Raw genomic sequence first — 19653 nt, 5'->3', positions numbered from 1 at the left:
TCCTTACCGCTCCGGCGTACCCGGATCGACAAGGGCGCGGTCGATGAGACCGAGGCATTTGTCGATCATGCCGGAGATATCCATTTCCCCGCCGCCGCCGTTCCATGACAGGCGGATCGCATAGCCATTGAGGCCACTGTCGGGAACGAGGCGGATATTCGTTTGTGAAGTGATTTGCGCCAGAATGGGAGCCAGTTCCTGCGAGAACGGAATGGAGGCGCGCACCTCGACCGTGCCATTGCCGTCGCCGCGGGCCGTTTCCATGATCACTGCCAGCACTTCGTAGGCGGCGGCCTTGTCGGCAAGGCGCGGCAACGCCGCTTTCAGGGCGGCGGTGACGGCGCGAGCGTGGCTCGCCTCGATATCGGCAGCCAGCTGCTCGACCATGCCCGGCAAGGTCCGCATGATCGCTTCTATCTCGGTCGTCTTGTCAGCGGCGGTTTTCTGCGCTTCTTCGATGCCGGCCTTGTAGCCATCCTGATAGGCGGCAGAGCGGGTCTTTTCGTTGCGGCGCACTTCTTCCGGGCGCGGCGCTTCTGCGTTGTGTGAAAAGATGGCGAGCTTGTCGCGCAGGGCCTGTTCCATCTACACAGCCTCCCGCCGTTCTTCTTCCTGCTCCAGCCAGGCGGTCAGGAGGACAGCGGCATCTTCCGGTTTCTGCGCCGTGATCGCCTTCAAGAGGTCGACCGGGTTCTCCGGTTCCTTTTCGACTTCTTCCGTGACAGCCGTCAGCATCGGTGCCTGGCCGGCGCCGGCCAGTTGCAGCGCGCCTTCCTCGCCGGCGCGCTGTGTCAGCAGCGGGCGCACGACGAACAGGCCGAGGATCAGCACCACAACGGCGAGGATAGCCGCCTGGATACCGCTCCACAGATAGCGATCGAGGAATTCTTCCATTGGGCTTGCCGGTACCGGCTGGTCGATTTCCGGCACGAGAGTGAACGGCATGCTCTTGACGGTCAGCACGTCGCCGCGGGTCTCGTTGATACCCGCAGCCGCAGCGACCAGCTCGCGCAGATTGTTCAGCTCGGCTTCGGTGCGTGGCTCGTTGACGACATTACCGTCGCCATCCGGCACGGCGCGCTCGTTCAGCAGTACCGCGACGGTCATCTTGGTGATCCCGCCAGGCAGTTTCTGCGTCTCGCGCTGAAGAACCGACATGTCGTATTCGGCGGTTTCCGTCACTTCGTTGCGGGTCGTCGAGGTCGTCGATTCGCTCGTATCTTCCTCGTTGATATTGTTGCCGACGGACACATAAGGATCGGACCCGGCAGAGTTCTGGCTGATCTCCGTCGCATTGCGGTTCCTGATGACCCGGCTGTCGGGATCGATCACGCGCTCCGACGTTGCCTCCTGCTGGCGGTCCAGCTCCATCGCCACACTGACGCGGGCATTGCCGACACCGACATAGGCTTCCAGCAGCGAGACCAGTGTCTGCTCGACCTTGTCAGCGCGCGATTTTTCATCGGACAGGGCACCGCCCTCCTCCATGCCGCCCGGCCCGGCGACGACGCCATACTGGGTGTCGATGACAGCGACATCGTTCGGCGACAGTCCGGCAACGGCGAGCGCGGTCAGATACTGGATCGCCTTGGCTTCCTTGGCCTCGATCCCGCTCGTCGTCGTCACGGTGACGGAGGCAGAAGAAGCCGTCTGCGCCCGGGAAAACGAAGACTGCTTGGACGCGCCGATATGCACCCGTGCCGCGCGCACGCCCGGCATCGCCGACAGGGTGCGGGCCAGTTCACCCTCCTTGGCACGCCAGTAAGCGGTGTTGAACATTTCCGACGTCATCGCGAAGGAATTGAGATTATCCAGCAACTCGTAACCCGCCGTGCCCTGACGCGGCAGGCCTTCCCGGGCGAGCTGCAGGCGCAACTGGTCGCGCTTGCCGGCATCGGTATAGATCGTCTCGCCACGCACCTCATAGGCAACGCCGAGATTGTCCAGCTCCATCACCACTTCGCCGGCTGCCGCCGGGTCCAGCCCGGAATAAAGCAGCGCCATTTCAGGCTTTGATGCCTGCTGCGCAAAGAAGCCCAGCAAGAGAACCGTCACCGCGACCGAGGCCACGGAGATGATTTTCTTGGTCAGCGGTAGCGACTGCCAGGCGGCGAAAAGACCCTTCATGCCCTAATCACTTTCACGATTTGCGCGAAAGCTCCCAACAAAAATTTGCACTTTGTTAAGATTTACGAAGAAAGCGTTAACAGATGGTTTACCAATCGGTGCGACACAGCACATAGATTAACAAAGTATTACGCTTGGGGCGGAGCCTTGCCTGCTTCGTGATGTATGGCTGAGACGGACACCGATAAAAACGACAAGCCGGAAGAACCGGGCAAGAAGAAGGGCGGCGGGCTGATGACACAGCTCGTGCTGGCCGTCGTGCTTGGCTGTACGGCGTTCGGCACGGTCTGGTTCATGCCAGCGCGATCCAGCGGCACGGCAGAGTGCCCGGCAGCGGACGCAGCAGGCACGAAGGTGACGATGCTGCCCGAGCTGCCATTGTCAGAGCTGACCTTCATCGAAATGGAGCCGATGATCATTACCCTCGGCGAGGATGCATCGTCGAGAAACCTGCGAATCGGCATTACGCTGGAAACGGCGAAAGCCGATCAGGAGAGCATCCTGTTCGCCCAGCCCAAGCTGCGCGATGCCTTCACCGGCTATCTGCGCGCGCTGGAAGTAGCGGACATCGAAGACCCGAATTCGATCATCCGCCTGCGCGCCCAGCTACAGCGCCGGGCGGAAGTGATCCTCGGCAACCAGAGTGTGCGTGGTGTGCTCATCACGGACTTCGTCATCAGATAGGGAGGCGTTGCATGCTTGATACAATACTCGACATCGTGCTGCTGCTCGTCTCCGGCTCTGCGTGCCTGTATTGCTGGCTGCTGTCCAAACGGCTGAAGGCGCTGCAGGACCTCAAGAAAGGCCTCGGTGCATCGATCGTCTCACTGTCCGAGGCGATCTCGAAAACCTCCATCGCCGCGCAGGAGGCAAAACTGTCTGCCTCCCAGTCTGCCGACAAGCTGTCGCGCCTGCTCAGCGATATCGACAAGTCGGTGCCGCTGGTCGATGACCTGATCGAGTCCGTACACCGCTCCACCCGGCGCGCCGCCAACGAGACGACGCGCATGCAGGACGATGCCGTTGCCGCGATCAAGCCGCTTCTGGAAGAGGCAAAGAAGACAGCGAGCGACCTTGCCGGTGTCATCGAGCTGATCAACCAGCGCACGGCCCGGCTGCACGCCGACACGCTGGCGCTGGACGAGAAAGCCGAAACCATCGCCCGCGACACGCGCGAGCGCCAGGCCCTCGTCTCGGAGATCGCCTCGCTCAAGATGCGCTACAGCATCGATGAAGATGCGAGCGACAAGACACTTGCACAGACGCCGGCAGCAAAGGGCGAGACCATTGCAGAGATCGACGCGACTACGCTCGAGCCCCTGGCACCAGAATCCGAAGAAGAGATCGAAGACGCAGGACCGACCAATCCGTTCACGGCGCATATCAGCCGTCTGCAAGCCCTCGCGGCCGCCCGGCGCGAACACGAGGCCGAAACGAAATCGAAACGCAGTTCTGACAAGGATGACAGCGACGACGAAGATGACACCCCTGCCAAGGGGCCGATTGAGAGGAGTGCGTGATGCGTAACAATGTCCTGCTCGTTCTCGCCAGCCTGTTCGCCCTGTCCATGATCGGGCGATCCTTTGCCATGAGCATGTCGAACACCGGCACGGCCGTGATGACCCTTGCCCAGGACCTGGTTGCCCGGCCACCGGAGTCCGCGCCCGAGAGCCGTTCTCTGCTGGAAGAAATCGAGACGCCCACGGAATTCTTCAACGAGGAAGTCTGCGCCACCGGCGAGATGCTCGCCGCCATCAAGCAGCGCGAGACAGAGCTGCTGGAGCGCGAGGACGCCTATGCCGAACGCATGAAGAGCCTCGAAGCTGTCGAGACCCGGGTCGAGGAGCGCATGGCCATGCTCGACCAGATGAACGACAAGCTTTCCACCGCCATGGCTGCGATCGAGGCAGAGTCCGACCAGGACATCACCCATCTCGCTGCCATGTACGAAAACATGAAACCGGCCGAGGCGAGCAAGATCTTCAACCAGATGGACCCATCCTTCGCCGCCGGCTTCCTGCGCATCATGAACTCAACCAATGCCGGGATGATCATGGCCGGGATGGAACCCGAGAAGGCCTATTCCATCTCCGTCGTCCTCGCCAACCGCAATGCCGGCTACCGCGAAGCCCTGAGCAATTAGCGCTGCAACTAGCCGATCCGCCTGACGATTTCGGCAACGAGGTCGTCCACCGGCTGGCTTGAATCGACGACAATCACATTGCCGCCTGCCTCCGGCTCTTCCAGCGCGGCGAGCTGGCTGTCGAGCATTGAGCCCTTGAAGAAATGCCCGGGCCGTGTCTCCAGCCGGTGGCGCAGGTCTTCCCTGCCGGTCTTCAGATAAATGAAAGTCACCTCACCGTCGAAACCATCCTCCAGCCAGATGCGCACGGCGTCTGACAGGGCCGAGCAGGCCAGGATGTGACAGGGCTCACCCGCCTCGTTCATCGCCCCGGTGATGATCGAAATCCAGGGCTTGCGGTCATCATTGGTCAGCGGCGTACCAGCGGTCATCTTTTCGATATTGGCCTTCGGGTGATAGTCATCGCCTTCATGGAACGGCCAGCCCAGCCGCGCGGCCAGCGCCGCACCGATCGTACTCTTGCCGCTGCCTGAAACGCCCATCACGGTATACAGCTTCTTCATGCACCCTCTGCTTGTGGTCCGAACCCTTTGGCGTCCAATATGTTAGATAGAGAACACTGGAGGAAGGGCCTTATGAAATATCTGATCCTTTTTGCCGCGACGGCCCTGCTGTCCGCTTGTGCGACAAGCGTACCGGTCTACCAGCCGGCGCAGACGGAAAACGCGCTTGGCTATCGCGATTTCGCCATCGAGTCGAACCGCTATCGCGTCAGTTATCGCTCCTCCTCGCAGGAAGCGGCAGACCGCTTTGCCCTGCGTCGTGCGGCGCAGCTGACGGCCAATAATGGCTATGACTGGTTCGAAGTGGTCAACCGCAGCGCCGACATGAACACCAATGCCAATTCCGGTTCCCGCGTCAGCATTGGTGGCGGCACCGGCTCCTATGGCAGCGGCGTATCGCTTGGCGGCGGCATTGGCTTCGGCCTGGGTTCGGCCTCCAGCGGCAATACGCTGGTCCGTCTGGAAATCGTCATGGGCAATGGCCCGCGGCCTGAGCGCCCCAACACCTATGACGCGAATGCCGTGCTCGCAAACATCTCGGGCTGATATCCAGTAGCCCGATCTTTTGGAAGTCATTGATTTGGCAATAATTTAATGCTGTAGTGCAACAAGATTTGGCACAATCTGCCATATCATTTCAGGGCAGTGCAGAAGCGTAAAAACAGGGGAATAGGCCATTACGGCATTTTTTGATGAAATGGGTGATCCGGCGGGGCCAAGACGGCCCTATCGCAATGTCGCGCGCTGGATCGAGAAAACCGGCATCGACCTTCTCAACATGCGCCGGGAAGAGGCAGAAGCCATTTTCCGCCGGATCGGCATCACCTTCGCCGTCTATGGCGAGGGCGGCGATCCGGAACGGCTGATCCCGTTCGACATGATCCCCCGCATCTTCTCGGCCGCCGAATGGCGCCGCGTTTCCGCCGGGGTCAAGCAGCGCGCCCGCGCCCTCAACGCCTTCCTCTACGACATCTATCACCGCGGCGAGATCATGCGTGCCGGGATCATCCCGGAGCATCTTGTATATCGTAATGAGGCCTTCCTGCCGGAAATGATCGGCGTGGAACCACCGGGCCGGGTCTACAGCCATATTGTCGGCGTCGACATCGTGCGCACGGACGCGGAAGATTTCCTGGTTCTGGAAGACAATTGCCGCACCCCTTCCGGTGTCTCCTACATGCTGGAGAACCGGGAAATCATGATGCGCATGTTCCCGGACCTGTTCTCCCGCGCCAAGGTCGAACCGGTCGACACCTATCCCGACGAGTTGAAGAAAAGCCTGGCCGAGGTCGCGCCGCCCGCGTGCAAGGGTGACCCCTGTATCGCGCTCCTGACGCCCGGGCCGTTCAACAGCGCCTATTACGAACATTCCTATCTTGCCGACCTGATGGGCATCGAGCTGGTCGAACCCGGCGATCTCTTCGTCGACGAGGGGAAAGTCTGGATGCGGACGACCCGCGGCCCGCAACAGGTCGACGTGATCTATCGCCGTATCGACGATGATTATATCGACCCGCTCGCCTTCCGGCCTGATTCCATGCTCGGCGTGCAAGGGCTTTTCAATGCCTATCGTGCCGGAAATGTCACGCTGTGCTCCGCACCCGGCGCCGGCATCGCCGATGACAAGGCGATCTATATCTTCGTGCCCGACATGGTGCGCTTCTATCTGGGCGAGGAACCGATCCTGAAAAACGTCCAGACATGGCGCTGCGCCTTACAGGACGATTGCGCCCATGTACTCGACAATCTGAAAGACCTCGTCGTGAAGGAAGTCCACGGCTCCGGCGGCTATGGCATGCTGGTCGGCCCGAAAGCCACGAAAGAAGAGCGCAAGGCGTATGCCGAGCGTATCAAGGCGGACCCGGACAATTTCATCGCCCAGCCGACGCTTAACCTGTCGACCTCCCCGACCATGGGGGATGAAGGCTTGAGCGGCCGCCATGTCGACTTCCGCCCCTATTGCCTCGTCGGCGCGGAAACGCGCCTTGTGCCCGGCGGGCTGACCCGGGTGGCGCTGAAGAAGGGCTCGCTCGTCGTCAACTCCTCCCAGGGCGGTGGGGTCAAAGACACCTGGGTATTGTCGGAATAACAATGATGCTGAGCCGTACCGCAAATAATCTTTTCTGGCTTGCCCGCTACATGGAACGGGCCGAAGCGACCGCACGCCTGATCGAGATGGGCCAGCGCATGGCGCTGTTGCCCGGACCGAAGGAATCCAACGAATGGCGGTCGGTCATGATGGCCGCCGGCGCTGTCGATGCCGTCGATGGCGACAAGACCGTCAGCGAGGCACGCGTCGTCAAGACCCTTCTTCTGTCTGCGGACAATCCGACCTCCGTGCGCTATTGCCTTGAACGCGCCCGCGCCAATGCACGGGCCGTGCGTACCTCGCTGACCCAGCAGCAATGGGAGACCCTGAACGATGGCTGGCGCCGGTTCGAGAAAATGACCACCAGCGAGGCGCGCAAGAATCTTGGTGACCATCTTGATTGGGTGAAGACCCGCGCTGCGACATTCCGCGGGGCGACGGAAGGCTTCATGCTGCGCAATGACCGCTACGACTTCCTGCATCTGGGCGCCTATATCGAACGGGCCAACATGACCCTGCGCCTGCTCGACGTGAAGTATTACGTGCTGCTGCCTGAAACAGAGGTCGTCGGCGGCGGACGCGACCATTACCAGTGGCGCTCCATCCTGCTCGCCCTGTCCGGCCACCGTGCCTATCACCATAATTACGACGGCGATTACAGCCCGTGGAAGATCACCGACTTCCTCGTCCTGTCGTCCCGGTTCCCGCGCTCGCTGAAGTTCTGCTATGGCGGTATCCGCCTGCATCTTGATCGGCTTGCGGAACATTATGGTGAAAGCCACCAGTGCAGCGAGACGGCAAACGCGATGCTGGAAAAGCTGAGCACCAAGGATCTCGGCGAGATCTTCCAGTCCGGCCTGCACGAATTCATCATGGGCGCCATTGGCACCACCTACCGGCTGTCGGACGAGATTTCCGACGCCTATCATTTCTGACAGAGGAGACAGCGATGGAACACCGCATCCGGCATCTTTCCACCTACTCCTATGATCCCGCCGCCCTGCGCGTCGCACTGCGGCTGAAGCTTTTTCCGGTCGATCATGAAGGCCAGCAGGTCGAAAGCTGGAAAGTTACGGTCAATGACGAGGAAGTCTCGCCCTTGGTCTTTTCCGACCTTGGCGACCGCGAGGCGCTGTGGAGCTCAGAAGACGCACTCGACCAGCTTACCATCACGGCAGAGGGCATCGTCTCCACACGGGAGACTAATGGCATCGTGCGCGGCATGCCGGGCTTTGCCCCGCCGGGCATCTATATCCGCGAAACCGAGCTGACCGAACCGGATGAAGCGATCCGTGCGCTGATGGGCGAGGCGACCGGTGACGACACGCTGTCCCGCCTGCATGCGCTGATGGGCCTGATCCATGAGCGGGTGAAGTATCTCACCGGTTCTACCAGCGCCCGCACGACCGCTGCCGATGCGCTGAAAGACGGCAAGGGCGTCTGCCAGGATCATGCCCAGCTGTTCATCGCCGCTGCCCGCACCGCAGAGGTGCCGGCCCGCTATGTCACCGGCTATCTCCAGATGGAGGAAGAGACCGAGGAGCTTCTGGAAACCCACGCCTGGGCCGAGGCCCATGTCGACGGCATTGGCTGGGTCGGCTTCGATCCGTCCCACAATCTCTGCCCGACCGAGCGTTATGTACGACTATGTTCGGGCCTCGACGCCTTTGGCGCCTCGCCCATTCGCGGAAATGTGCTCGGGGAAACGAAGGAATCGCTCGAAGTTTCCGTAGCGATTGGCCAGTCACAGCAGTAATATACTGCACTGCAGCGGCGATTCGCCGTTTGCCTGAGAAGGTCGAGTAGGCGCAGCCGGGCAGGCTGCAGCGAAAAGGAACAGGGCCAGTGACTTATTGTGTTGCGTTGAGGCTGAACGAGGGCCTCGTCATGCTGTCCGACACCCGCACCAATGCCGGGGTCGACAATATCTCCCGTTACCGGAAAATGTTCAGCTGGGAGGCACCGGGCGAGCGCGTCATCTGCCTGATGTGCTCCGGCAATCTGTCGATCACCCAGGGGGTGATCACCCGCATTGACCGCGACCTGAACAAGGCCGCCAAGGGCGAGAGCGTCGAGACGATCCTCAACGTCGATTCCATGTTCCGCGTCGCCCAGCTAGTCGGCGACTATATGCGCGACATGCAGGACCGCCACCGTGAGACGCTCCAGGCCCAGGGCGAGGCAGCCGATGCCTCGATCATCCTGACCGGCCAGCGAGCCGGCGGCATGCAGCGCCTGTTCCTGATCTACTCTGCGGGCAATTTCATCGAGGCGACGGAAGACACGCCGTACTTCCAGATCGGCGAACACAAATACGGCAAGCCGATCCTTGACCGCGTAATCACACCGGCAACGCCGATGAGCGAGGCACTGAACGCCGTTCTCGTGTCGATGGATTCAACCATCCGCTCAAACCTGTCGGTCGGCATGCCGCTGGACCTGTCGATCATCCGTACGGACACATATCGCTTCGCCGTCAATCGCCGTATCGAGACCGATGATGAGACTTACGCAGAACTCAGCCAGCAATGGTCCGAAGCCGTGCGCAACGCCTTCCATACCCTGCCCCCTGCGCCATACCTCTAGAGGGTTGCTGCTGAACTGGCAGTCCGATTTTGCCAATCACCGGAAATGATGTAGCCTTTCGCCAACCGGGAGGGACATTATGAAAATCGGGGGATTTTTACTGATCTTGATTGGCATCCTGATCGCCGCGGCGCCGCTGGCCTCGGCGATGATCGCAGGGTCGATTGCAGAAGCAAATGGATGCCAGTTGAACGAGGGCGGCGTCAATCCGTGCATCATTGACGGGCAGGATCGCGGGCCCTTGCTGAGCGCGATGTTCCTTGCCGGCTGGTACATGATCTACACGATCCCGCTCGGCGCACCGATCATTCTGGTCGGCTTGATCCTGTTCGTGGTTGGTTTGTTCAGGAAGAAGAAGACTTCATAGCACCCGGCGCCAAACGCGGTTACAGTCCCCCGACTGATAGACCGGTTCTGCTGCAGTGATCGGCCCGAGAGACAGATAGCCATCGAATGCGCCGATGTCGTTAGAAAGTGACAGATAGGGATAAGTCTCGGGCACACTGTCGGGAAAGATCGATGAGCCAGCAAAATCTTGCGACCCGCACCGCCCATTCGAGCAGTTCCAGGCCCGTCCTGCCTCATAGATTTCGCGAACGGCCACGGCAGAGCCAGAAGTAAGGCCGTTCAGGCCGATCAGCCGACTGCGAAGAACAATGGGATGAGCATTGCCGACATTGACGATAACCAGATCATAGCTACCCGCATACTGAGCAATATTATTGGCCATCACCCAGTGCCGAGCAACCAATGGCCCCATATCCTCCGGATGTGACGCATAGGCACTCATATCGAAACCGGCGACAGCAAGCTGAGCCGCATCCCTCTTGCGTTCCAGCAGATCTGCCAGCAAAGCTAGAACTGCTTCGCTGCCGCGCCCGTCCCGGCTGTTGAAGAAATAGGGCTGCATCTGCGCACAGATGGTATCGACAACCTTCTCTCGTGACGCGTCGGGACTGGCGGATGCGAGACTGTAGCTATCAGGAAATTCAAAAAGGGCAGCGACCGTCTTGCCTTCTTCAAGCGCATGACAGACAAGCTGCCCGACAGCCTCAGGCCCTTCTCGCGTACCGTGCAGTTCCCCGACTATGATGACATTGCTGTCGAAGACAGCGTTTGCAGAGTCATCGATAAAAAGATCACCGCAAGCGCTTTCATCCACATCCCTAACCGGCATGGCGGCAGCTGTGGATGGTGTCACATTGCCACTCGCGGCACAGCCGGCAACAAGCAAACCGAACAAGGCGAAAAGACTGACTATCCTGACAGGCACGCAGCCCCCCGACTGCAACTTTATCCCCTGCCACTCAAGACCGGTGCCCAGACAAAGTCAACTGCCGGTTTAGTCACTCTCTATCACACTATAGCTCAGCGTCAGGCCGTCACGGTTCGTCTCCGTGCCGGCGCCGCCATCGACCCTGATCGTCCGGGCACGGAGGGCTGATTTCAGCGTGTCGGCATTGGCCTTGATCGCGTCTTTCATGTGCGCGACATCGCCCTGCAGATGCACGGTCAGCACGTCGATCTCGGTCGAGAACGGGATCTTGTCGCGGGTGCGCATGAAGCGCCATGCCTCGATCACGGCAAGGAGCGACTTCATCGTCTCGCCCGCAACCGCATCCTCGCGATCCTGCTTCTCCGGCCACGCCGACTTGTGCAGCGACGCACCCCCTTCATCCGCGGCATAGAATTTCTGATAAAGCTCCTCGGTGATGAACGGCACATAGGGCGCGAACAGGGCGAGGACCGTGCGCAGCACCTCGACCAGCGTGTCCTGCGCCGCCTTCTGGCTCGTCTCGCCGAACACTTCCGGCTTCCTCAGGCGTTCCTTGACGATCTCAAGATAGTTGTCACACAGAGTGTTCCAGAAATACTTGTCCAGCGCCTCACGGCCGATGGCGTAGTCATAGCCCTCGAACCCGCGGGTCACATCGCCGATCAGCCTGTCGAGGCCGGACAGTACCCAGCGATCTTCGACGGCGCGGTCGGCCAGCGGCACTTTGGCCGTATCCTTGTCATATCCTTCCAGATACATCTCGATCAGGCGGGCGACGTTCCACATCTTGATGACCAGCTTGCGGCCGACCTTTACGTCCTTTTCATGGTAACGCAGATCAGACCCGAGCCGCGCGCCAGCCGCCCAGTAACGCAGCGCATCGGCGCCATATTCGCGAATGACCGAATGCGGATCGTAGCGGTTATAGCCGTTCTCGTCTGTGAATTTCTCCAGGTCCCGCTTGGAGATTTTCTTGCCCTGCTCGTTCAGGCCCCAGCCGGAAATCATCGCCTGTTTCCATGGCAGCGAATCCGCATGCAGGTCCGATTTGACGACCGAGTAAAACAGCCATGTACGGATGATCTCGAACGCCTGCACGCGCAGCGACAGCGGGAAGTCGCAGCCCATGCGGCCTTCGGTCCCCGCCCAGTTGGAATTGACCTGCGCACTGACCGAGGACGTCATCCACGTGTCCATCACGTCCGGCTCGCCGACAATGGTCATGCCGGCATATTTCTCCTGCGCCCATTTCGGCGGCGCGTCCTCGGTCGGGTCGACCGGCAGGTCCGCCTCATCGGCGAGAATGACGTCGCCTGTCTCCTGCACATACCAGACCGGAAAGGGCACGCCATAGAAGCGCTGGCGCGAAATGTTCCAGTCATATTTCAGCCCCTCGATCCATTGGTCGAGGCGGATTTTCATGTGCTCGGGGAACCAGTTCAACTCGGCGGACCGCTTCAGGAACTGTTCCTTCTTGTCCAGCACCTTGATGAACCATTGCGGCACCATGGCGAACTCGACCGGCTGGCCGGAGCGCTCGCCCACACTCACCGCCTGGTCGACTTTCTTCTGCCCCCTGACGAAACCGGCCTCGTCGAGGTCCTGCACGATGTTCTTGCGCGCACCGCCAATATCCATGCCTTCATACTTGCCGGCCAGCGCCGTCATCTTGCCGTCGCGGCCAATAACAAGGCGCGTATCCAGCTTGTCGATGCGCCATTTCTTCACGTCCTCGCCGTCACCGAAGGTACAGCACATCATCAGGCCGGTACCGAATTCCGGGTCGACATCCTCGGACGTCTTCAGCGGCACTTCGTAATCGAACATCGGCACGGTCGCGGTCTTGCCCGCCAGCGCTTTATACCGCTCATCGTCCGGGTGATGATAAAGCGCGACGCAGCCAGGGATCAGCTCGGGCCTTGTCGTGGAGATGACCATGTCGTTCCCGTCCGGGTCCTTGAACGCGATATCGAACAGCTGGCCCTTGCGGTCCATTACTTCCAAGTCTGCCTGCGCCAGCGCGGTGTCGTAGACCGTGTCCCACAGCACCGGATCGTCGGAGCGCACGACCTCGCCCTTCTTGTACAGGTCGATGAAGCTCAGCTGCGACGTGCGGCGGCAATGCTCGTCAATTGTCGAATAGCGCAGGCGCCAGTCGATGGACAGGCCGAGATCGCGCCACATCTCCTCATAGGCGACGGCGCCCTTGGCCGTCTCTTCCATGCACAGGGCGCGGAAATCGGCGCGGGAAATCGTCTTCTTGTTGACCTTGTGGGTCTGCTCGACAAAACGCTCGGTCGGCAGGCCGTTATCGTCGAAGCCCATCGGATAGAAAATCTCATGGCCCGTCATGCGCTTGTAGCGGACGAGGAACTCGGCCTGTGAATAGCTCATCGCGTGGCCGACATGCAGATGCGCGGCGGAGACGTAGGGCGGCGGCGTGTCGACGGAGAATTGCGGCTTGCCAGAGTCCGGGTCGTACTTATAGACGCCCTCCGCTTCCCAGAAATCGCGGATGCGCCGCTCCATCTCTGCATGGTCCAGGGTGTCGGGTTTCTTCTTCGTCTCGCTCATCGTATCGCCTATCTGCGCCGGGCCGGTGGTCAATTCTGCTGGAAAGCCAAGCCTATACCGGCATTATCGGGCCCTCTCAAGGGTTATAAGGCGCTGATCGGGCCCCGCGCCGCGCAAGGATCGAACAATCAGCCATGGCGCGGTGACACAAACGCGCTAATTGCGCCTCGCGCTCCCGCCCCCATTCACCCCGGCGGCCAAACCGCCTATGACCGATAGCATGATGACCGTTCCCGAGGATAATCGCGCCATGGTTTCCAACCACCTGTTCGACAGTAATTCATTCGATGCCCATGAGCGCGTAATCAGCGTGTTCGACGAGAAATCGGGCCTGAAAGCCATCATCGCGCTGCACTCCACGAGGCTCGGCCCCGCCGCCGGCGGCACGCGCATGTATCCTTACGCCACGGCGGAAGACGCCTTTCGCGACGTGCTGCGCCTGTCGCGCGGGATGAGCTACAAGAACGCCATGGCCGGCCTGCCGCTGGGCGGCGGCAAGGCGGTGATTATCGGCGACCCGAAGACCGACAAGAGCGAGGCAGCCCTGAGGGCCTTCGGCCGCGCGGTGAACGAGCTCGCCGGGCGCTATTACACGGCGGAGGACATGAACATCTCCGTCCATGATATCGAGACGATCGCGCAGGAGACGGCTTACGTCGCAGGCCGGGAAAACTCCCCCGCCCCGTCGGGTGACCCCTCGCCCGTCACGGCGCGCGGCATCTATCTCGGCATCAAGACTTGCCTGCAACAGAAATTCGGGTCCGACGATCTGGCGGGCCGGAAGATCGCCGTGCTCGGCATCGGCAAGGTCGGCGGCGCGCTCGCCCGGCACCTCGCCGCAGAGGGCGCGGAGCTGATCATCGCCGACACGAACCTCGACGTGCTCGCGCAGATGAAGCACGAGACCGGCGCCCGCGTCTCCACCATTGGCGGCATTTTCGACGAGGAGTGCGACGTGTTCTCGCCCAACGCGGTCGGCGGCATTCTCGACGACATGACCGTGGAGCGTATAAAGGCGCCGATCATCGCGGGCGGCGCGAACAACCAGCTCTCCGTCACCGCCATCGGTCAGCGCATCCACGACCGCGGCATCCTCTATGCACCGGACTACGTCATCAATGGCGGCGGCATCATCAATGTCTATGCGGAAATCCGTGTGCTGCAGGGTAAGGCCGAGTCTTACGACAAGGACTGGGTCGAAAAGAAGCTGCAGAAGATGAACGCCAACCTCGCCCACGTCCTCGCCCGCGCCGAGGACGAAGGCCGCCCGACCCATGACGTCGCCGACGAGGAAGCCCGGGCGATTATTGCTGGCACGAGTGCGTTGGTGGTTTAGGGCTGAAAGCCTGAGGCGTTTAGTCTTCTCTCAATATTTTGGGTTTCGCTCTGACTTTTCCTGCGTCATTATCGGTGGCAAAGGGTTTACCATGCCAAAAGCGACAATATCTCTATGCATCCTTGCAGGCTTGATCCTGGCAGCCTGCGCTACGCCAGAGCAGGCTGAACAGCCTGTTACGAAGCAATCTGGGACCTACCAAAGCGAAACCAGAAGCTATGCCCCTGTCAGGCTAACTAGCTATAACCCACTGATCCGTACAGATACAAATGTCTGCTTTGATTTGCGACTCTTGCCGAAAAGCTGGTTCGTCACAAAGACGGTACTGGCAACACCGCAATCCAACTTTTTTTATGATAGTGTGAGTCTTGCTGCTTCATATAGTGATCTCGGAATGCCTATCGAAAGCGTATCGGCGAATCCGATTGTGGCGAAATACCAGAACTATCTTTTTGTTGATTTACACTGGAACTTTGACGCCGTTGACAGGACTCCGGGATATCTGCTCCCCAGGTTTCTTGATTCTCCGGGAGCCTTTATCGCGTATGCCGAAAAAAAGGGTTTGCAGGCTGAATTGATAGATGGCAACACCAAATCAGTAGTAATCAAGAAGTATATGGACGGAAATTTCGCTTTATACGGTGGCACTGATCCTGACACCTTCTGCACAAGAGAAATAGGTACCGATTCACCCGCAGACGCTTCTGCACTTGGGCAATGTTATCTGCTCGATGGCCAGCAGCGCTTCTGGGCTGATTTTCCCTTCCCCGCTGCTGCTGAGCCTGAATTGGATATCATCGTGGAGCAGGTACAAGCGGTTCTCGAAACCATCGAGACCCCTTGCGAGTAGCAATCCATCTCTAGCGTCCGGTTTTTGTCGATACATCGCTAGATTTCACGCTCGCCAAGTGCCTGTAAGGCAGAATCTGCCTTACAGGCATGGCTGCCCATTGTCTTACCGGTTTTCGCTGTCAAGGCGGCACCCGCTTCGCGGCGCGGCGAAGCCGCGGCCTTGACAGCGAAACGCCGGTAAGGCACCCGACGCCGCCCCACCTTGACTAACCCGCCACACCCACGGAACATTCTTCCCAAAAAGGGGAAACGCCGCCATGGACACCGACCGTACCATCGGCAATGAGACCGGCTCGTCGGCCATCAGGCCTGCCCAGCGCATCGGCCTGATCGCGGGCGCGGTGCTGTTCGTTTCCATGCTGATCATCGGCACACCGGACGGGCTGTCGCGCGATGCATGGGTCGTTGCCTCCCTCACCGTACTGATGGCGACATGGTGGGTGACCGAGGCGATCCCGATCCCGGCGACCGCGCTGCTACCTCTCGTCATCCTGCCGCTCTCCGGTGTCATGCCGATCGAAACGGCAGCCATCCCCTATGCCCATCGTGTCGTCCTGCTGCTGATGGGCGGGTTCATCATCGCCAAGTCGGTAGAGCGCTGGAACCTGCATTCGCGCATCGCGCTGAACATCGTCCTGCGCGCCGGCAACAGCCGGGCCGGGCTGATTGCCGGGTTCATGGCGGCCTCTGCGCTGTTGTCGATGTGGATATCCAACACGGCCACGACGATCATGCTCGCGCCGATCGCCCTGTCGGTCTCCAATTCACTGGGTGCGGAGGATGAAGACACGACGCCCTTCGCCATCGCGATCCTGCTGGCGGTTGCCTGGTCCGCCTCCATCGGCGGGCTCGGCACGCCCATCGGCACGCCGACAAACCTGATCGTGATGAGCTATCTGGAACAGGAATTCGGACTCGTCATCACTTTCGACCGCTGGATGATGATCGGCCTGCCGGTCGTCGCGTTGTTGCTGCCCGCCTGCTGGTTCGTGCTGACGCGCTGGGGAGTGAAACTGCCGCGCGGCACGGGCAAGGCCGGGCAGGCGATCATCCGGCAAAAGCTCGATGCCCTCGGTCCGATCACCACACCTGAAGTGCGTGTGCTGATCACCTTCGGTTGCATCGCCAGCCTGTGGATGTTCGGGCGACCGCTGTCGGCGCTGGACATTGGCGGCTTCACGCCCTTTGCCGGGCTGAACGACTACGTCACTGCCATTCTCGGCGCCGTCGTCCTGTTCCTCATCCCGTCCGGCAGTCGGGAGCAGAAAGGCGCGCGCCTGCTCGACTGGGAAACGGCGGTGCAGATACCGTGGGGCGTCGTCCTGTTGTTCGGCGGCGGGCTGGCGCTGGCCGCGGCGATTTCCGCCACCGGCCTTGCCGACTGGCTGGGCGGGCAGATGAGCGGCGTCACCGCCCTGCCGCTGGTCCTCGTTATGCTGGCCATGGTCGTATTTGTCATCTTCGCGACCGAGCTGACATCCAATGTCGCGACCGCCTCGGCGCTGTTGCCTGTGATCGGGGCGATTGCGGCTGGCGGCGACATGAACCCGTTGTTGCTGGCTGCGCCGGTCGGCATGGCGGCGAGCTGCGCCTTCATGCTGCCGATCGCGACCGGGCCGAACGCCATCGTCTTCGCCTCCGGCAAGATCCCCATCGCCCGCATGGCGATGATCGGCTTCAAGCTGAACGTGCTTGCGATTCTCATCATCACGCTGGTCGTCTGGCTCGTCGCACCGCTGATATTTGGTTAGAAGATATCCTGGCCGAACAGCTCCGCGTAGAGAACGTTCTTTTCGCGCAATATTTGTGCGGCCTCATCCGGCTCTATGGCCATGAACCGCACAGTGTCGCCAGGCTTGATCTGGCCCATCAGGTGACGGTCGGCGCGGATGACCTGGGCAATGCGCGGATAGCCGCCGGTGGTCTGGGCATCAGCCATCAGCAGGTATGGCTTGCCGGAGGGCGGGCATTGCACCGTACCCGGAAAGACCGGACCGGACTGCATCCGCGCCGCTTCGCGAAGAGAGAGAACGGGCTTGTCAAGTTCGGCGCCCTGACGGCTCGCCCGCTGGCTGGCGCGGAAAGCCTCGGTGAACAGCGCTTCGCGGGAGGCATCATCCAGCAGGTCTGCCTCGGGCCCCGACACGGCACGCAGTACCCAGCCCTTGTTGAGAAAGGGATGAAATTTTACCGGCGCTGTGCGCCTGTCCGGCTCTTCCCGGCCGACCGTGGCGATGATATCGCCATCGGCCAGCATCCGGCCCTGATGACCGCCGAAACCGCCCGGCGCATAGGTCGACGCCGAGCCGAAAACCTCGTCCGCGTGAAGATCGTCTGACGTGGCGAGATAGATGCGGCAGCCGGCCTGCATCGCGCCGATCTCCAGAACGTCCCCCGGATTGGCAATGTGTTGCTCCTGCATGGCGACCGGCTGGTCATTGAGGGTGATATCGGCCCTGCCCCCGACCAGCGCGAACGCCATGCGCGCCTCGAAGCTGATCGTCGCGCCGGTCAGGGTAATTTCCATCGCGGTCGCACCGGGCGCCTTCCCGACCAGCCAGTTGGCGAGCGCCAGGGACAGGCAATCCATCGCCCCGCCCGGCGGCACGCCGAGATGGGCAACGCCGCTGCGGCCGACATCCTGCAGGCTCGTCGCCAGACCGGCTTTTTCAATACGCAATGCCATCAGCCACCCTCCGCCAGCCGGGTGAACTCGGCTTCGTCAATGGCGCGGAAACGGACCTGTTGACCGGCCTGCAAAAGGAACGGCTCGCCTCGACCTGCATCGAACAGTTTCAGCGGCGTGCGGCCGATCAGCGGCCAGCCGCCCGGCCCGGAAAGCGAATAGAGACAGGTCTGCCGCCCGGCAATGCCGATGGAGCCTGCCTCGACCTGACGGCGCGGTTCCGACAGGCGGTCTATCGCCAGCGCCTCCGGCGTCTGCCCGCAATAGGCAAAGCCCGGCGCGAATCCCATCATCTGCACAAGGAAGGGTTCACCGCCATGCAGCGCAATCAAATCATCCGGCGACAGTCCCAGCTTCTCTGCGCTGGCCTCAAGGTCCGGCCCGTATTCCCCGCCATAACAGACCGGAATGTCCATGATGGTACCCTCGCCTGCCGCTGCCGAGGATATCTTTTCCGCTGCTGCCGTGAAGCGGGCGAGCGCGTCAGCGGGTTTTTCCTTCATCAGATCAAAGCGAACGCAAAGCTCGGCAAGCCCCGGCACGATGTCGAGCCAGCCACCCTGATCGCGCAGGCCTGAAGCAGCTGTCTGCAATGCCGCGCTGAGCGTGGTCGGGTCAGACGCATCATAGCGGGCGATGAGCCAGTCATCGCCGCCATGGCGGATCGTTCGTGCCGTGAAATCCGTCAATGCCGCGTCCCGTCTGCATCCGCATGAGGCGGGCATATGGCAAAGCCCTGCTCGCTCAGTGCCTGGCGGACCGCCCGCGCCGTTTCCAGTGCGCCGGGGCTGTCGCCATGCAGGCACAGCGTCTGCGCGGTCAGCGTGATCCTGTTGCCGTGACACGTCGTCACCGGCTTGCCCGATGCGATCGCGAGGGCCTGTTGGAGACGGTCTTCATCGTCCTTGATCACCGCGCCAGACTCATCGCGCGGCTGCAGCCGGCCATCGGAAGTATAGCGCCGGTCGACGAAGGCTTCGCCGACGAAGGCAAGACCTGCCTCCTCCGCCGCCTGCTTCACCGCGCTGTCGGACAGGCCGACCAGCGCCAGCGTGCGGCCATTGGCCGACGCCGTATCCTTCACCACCCCGGCGACGAGCCGGGCCAGCGAGATGTCGCTGGCAATGTGATTGTAAAGTGCCCCGTGTGGTTTCACATGGGCGATGGTGACATCGAGGTCGCGGGCGATTGTGAGAAGGTCGCGCACCTGCTGGATCAGCGAGGCATGCAGCGCGTCCGGTTCGATGCCCAGTGACCGGCGACCAAAGCCGTCCCGGTCAGGATAGGAGGGATGCGCCCCGGCGCTGACGCCTGCTTCCTTTGCGGCTTTCAGCGTTTCGCGCATGGTCAGCTCATCGCCCGTATGCCCGCCGCAGGCGATGTTGCAGCTGCTGACATAGCTGAGGATTTCGCGCTCCATCTGCTGCTGTGCGCCATCCTGATATTCGCCGAGATCGGCGTTCAGGTCGATTACTCTCATA

The 19653-nt window shown here is 61.1% G+C and carries 20 protein-coding genes; 12 read left to right on the top strand and 8 right to left on the bottom strand.

Annotation, left to right across the window (positions count from 1 at the left end; all coding sequences use genetic code 11):
• Positions 1 to 3: 3 nt before the first annotated feature.
• A complete protein-coding gene (locus tag FF098_RS11235; RefSeq protein WP_155140517.1) occupies positions 4 to 585 on the bottom strand; it encodes a FliH/SctL family protein in 582 nt (193 codons plus the stop codon).
• The gene (fliF, locus tag FF098_RS11230) at positions 586 to 2127 is read right to left on the bottom strand and encodes a flagellar basal-body MS-ring/collar protein FliF (protein ID WP_155140515.1); all 1542 of its coding nucleotides are present in this window, start codon (positions 2125 to 2127) and stop codon (positions 586 to 588) included.
• Between the two features lie 165 nt (positions 2128 to 2292).
• On the opposite strand from fliF, the gene FF098_RS11225 reads away from it, so the two are divergent.
• From FF098_RS11225 to FF098_RS11215, 3 genes are read left to right on the top strand one after another with little or no spacing between them, the layout of a single operon-like run.
• Positions 2293 to 2811: a flagellar basal body-associated FliL family protein gene (locus FF098_RS11225; RefSeq protein ID WP_155140513.1), complete on the top strand. Its 519-nt coding sequence runs from the start codon at positions 2293 to 2295 to the stop codon at positions 2809 to 2811.
• Between the two features lie 11 nt (positions 2812 to 2822).
• On the top strand, positions 2823 to 3647 hold the full coding sequence (locus FF098_RS11220) for a hypothetical protein (protein ID WP_155140511.1): 825 nt from the start codon (positions 2823 to 2825) through the stop codon (positions 3645 to 3647).
• Positions 3647 to 4270: a MotE family protein gene (locus tag FF098_RS11215; RefSeq protein WP_155140509.1), complete on the top strand. Its 624-nt coding sequence runs from the start codon at positions 3647 to 3649 to the stop codon at positions 4268 to 4270. Before FF098_RS11220 ends, FF098_RS11215 begins: the two co-directional genes overlap by 1 nt.
• A gap of 8 nt (positions 4271 to 4278) precedes the next feature.
• On the opposite strand, the gene FF098_RS11210 is transcribed toward FF098_RS11215, so the two are convergent.
• A complete protein-coding gene (locus tag FF098_RS11210) occupies positions 4279 to 4773 on the bottom strand; it encodes a gluconokinase (RefSeq protein ID WP_155140507.1) in 495 nt (164 codons plus the stop codon).
• A gap of 72 nt (positions 4774 to 4845) precedes the next feature.
• Between FF098_RS11210 and FF098_RS11205 the strand changes: the two genes are divergently transcribed.
• From FF098_RS11205 to FF098_RS11180, 6 genes are all read left to right on the top strand, one after another.
• Positions 4846 to 5319: a CC0125/CC1285 family lipoprotein gene (locus FF098_RS11205; protein WP_155140505.1), complete on the top strand. Its 474-nt coding sequence runs from the start codon at positions 4846 to 4848 to the stop codon at positions 5317 to 5319.
• A 151-nt stretch (positions 5320 to 5470) separates the two neighbouring features.
• Complete coding sequence (locus tag FF098_RS11200; protein ID WP_155140503.1) at positions 5471 to 6862, top strand: circularly permuted type 2 ATP-grasp protein; 1392 nt, start codon at positions 5471 to 5473, stop codon at positions 6860 to 6862.
• 2 nt (positions 6863 to 6864) lie between these two features.
• Entirely contained in the window at positions 6865 to 7797 is a 933-nt protein-coding gene (locus FF098_RS11195) for an alpha-E domain-containing protein (RefSeq protein ID WP_205967477.1), read from the top strand.
• A gap of 14 nt (positions 7798 to 7811) precedes the next feature.
• A complete protein-coding gene (locus FF098_RS11190; RefSeq protein WP_155140501.1) occupies positions 7812 to 8618 on the top strand; it encodes a transglutaminase family protein in 807 nt (268 codons plus the stop codon).
• Positions 8619 to 8707: 89 nt separating this feature from the next.
• On the top strand, positions 8708 to 9448 hold the full coding sequence (locus FF098_RS11185) for a peptidase (RefSeq protein WP_166426492.1): 741 nt from the start codon (positions 8708 to 8710) through the stop codon (positions 9446 to 9448).
• 79 nt (positions 9449 to 9527) lie between these two features.
• Positions 9528 to 9815, top strand: coding sequence for a hypothetical protein (locus tag FF098_RS11180; protein WP_155140499.1), 288 nt, complete (start codon positions 9528 to 9530; stop codon positions 9813 to 9815).
• Here FF098_RS11180 and FF098_RS11175 read toward each other — a convergent pair.
• Together FF098_RS11175 and FF098_RS11170 are read right to left on the bottom strand one after the other, a co-directional pair.
• Positions 9810 to 10649: a hypothetical protein gene (locus FF098_RS11175; RefSeq protein ID WP_155140497.1), complete on the bottom strand. Its 840-nt coding sequence runs from the start codon at positions 10647 to 10649 to the stop codon at positions 9810 to 9812. The two genes, FF098_RS11180 and FF098_RS11175, sit on opposite strands and share 6 nt — an antisense overlap.
• A gap of 141 nt (positions 10650 to 10790) precedes the next feature.
• Complete coding sequence (locus FF098_RS11170; RefSeq protein ID WP_155140495.1) at positions 10791 to 13298, bottom strand: valine--tRNA ligase; 2508 nt, start codon at positions 13296 to 13298, stop codon at positions 10791 to 10793.
• A 208-nt stretch (positions 13299 to 13506) separates the two neighbouring features.
• Here FF098_RS11170 and FF098_RS11165 point away from each other — a divergent pair, with 208 nt between their 5' ends.
• The 3 genes from FF098_RS11165 (at position 13507) to FF098_RS11155 (ending at position 17237) form a co-directional block, all read left to right on the top strand.
• On the top strand, positions 13507 to 14634 hold the full coding sequence (locus FF098_RS11165; protein WP_205967476.1) for a Glu/Leu/Phe/Val family dehydrogenase: 1128 nt from the start codon (positions 13507 to 13509) through the stop codon (positions 14632 to 14634).
• Between the two features lie 91 nt (positions 14635 to 14725).
• Complete coding sequence (locus tag FF098_RS11160; RefSeq protein ID WP_155140494.1) at positions 14726 to 15484, top strand: hypothetical protein; 759 nt, start codon at positions 14726 to 14728, stop codon at positions 15482 to 15484.
• 259 nt (positions 15485 to 15743) lie between these two features.
• The gene (locus FF098_RS11155) at positions 15744 to 17237 is read left to right on the top strand and encodes an SLC13 family permease (protein ID WP_155140492.1); all 1494 of its coding nucleotides are present in this window, start codon (positions 15744 to 15746) and stop codon (positions 17235 to 17237) included.
• Here FF098_RS11155 and FF098_RS11150 read toward each other — a convergent pair.
• From FF098_RS11150 to pxpA, 3 genes are read right to left on the bottom strand one after another with little or no spacing between them, the layout of a single operon-like run.
• A complete protein-coding gene (locus FF098_RS11150; protein ID WP_155140490.1) occupies positions 17234 to 18172 on the bottom strand; it encodes a 5-oxoprolinase subunit C family protein in 939 nt (312 codons plus the stop codon). The genes FF098_RS11155 and FF098_RS11150 overlap by 4 nt on opposite strands.
• Complete coding sequence (gene pxpB, locus FF098_RS11145; RefSeq protein WP_166426491.1) at positions 18172 to 18861, bottom strand: 5-oxoprolinase subunit PxpB; 690 nt, start codon at positions 18859 to 18861, stop codon at positions 18172 to 18174. Before pxpB ends, FF098_RS11150 begins: the two co-directional genes overlap by 1 nt.
• Positions 18858 to 19652 (bottom strand): 5-oxoprolinase subunit PxpA, encoded by a 795-nt coding sequence (gene pxpA, locus FF098_RS11140; protein WP_155140486.1) that lies wholly within the window; start codon positions 19650 to 19652, stop codon positions 18858 to 18860. Before pxpA ends, pxpB begins: the two co-directional genes overlap by 4 nt.
• Position 19653 lies beyond the last annotated feature (1 nt).

Source organism: Aquisalinus luteolus (genome assembly GCF_009712425.2).
GTDB lineage: Bacteria > Pseudomonadota > Alphaproteobacteria > Caulobacterales > Parvularculaceae > Aquisalinus > Aquisalinus luteolus.
The sequence above is the reverse complement of the archived record's forward strand: the minus strand, read 5'-3'. Positions and strand labels throughout refer to the sequence as shown.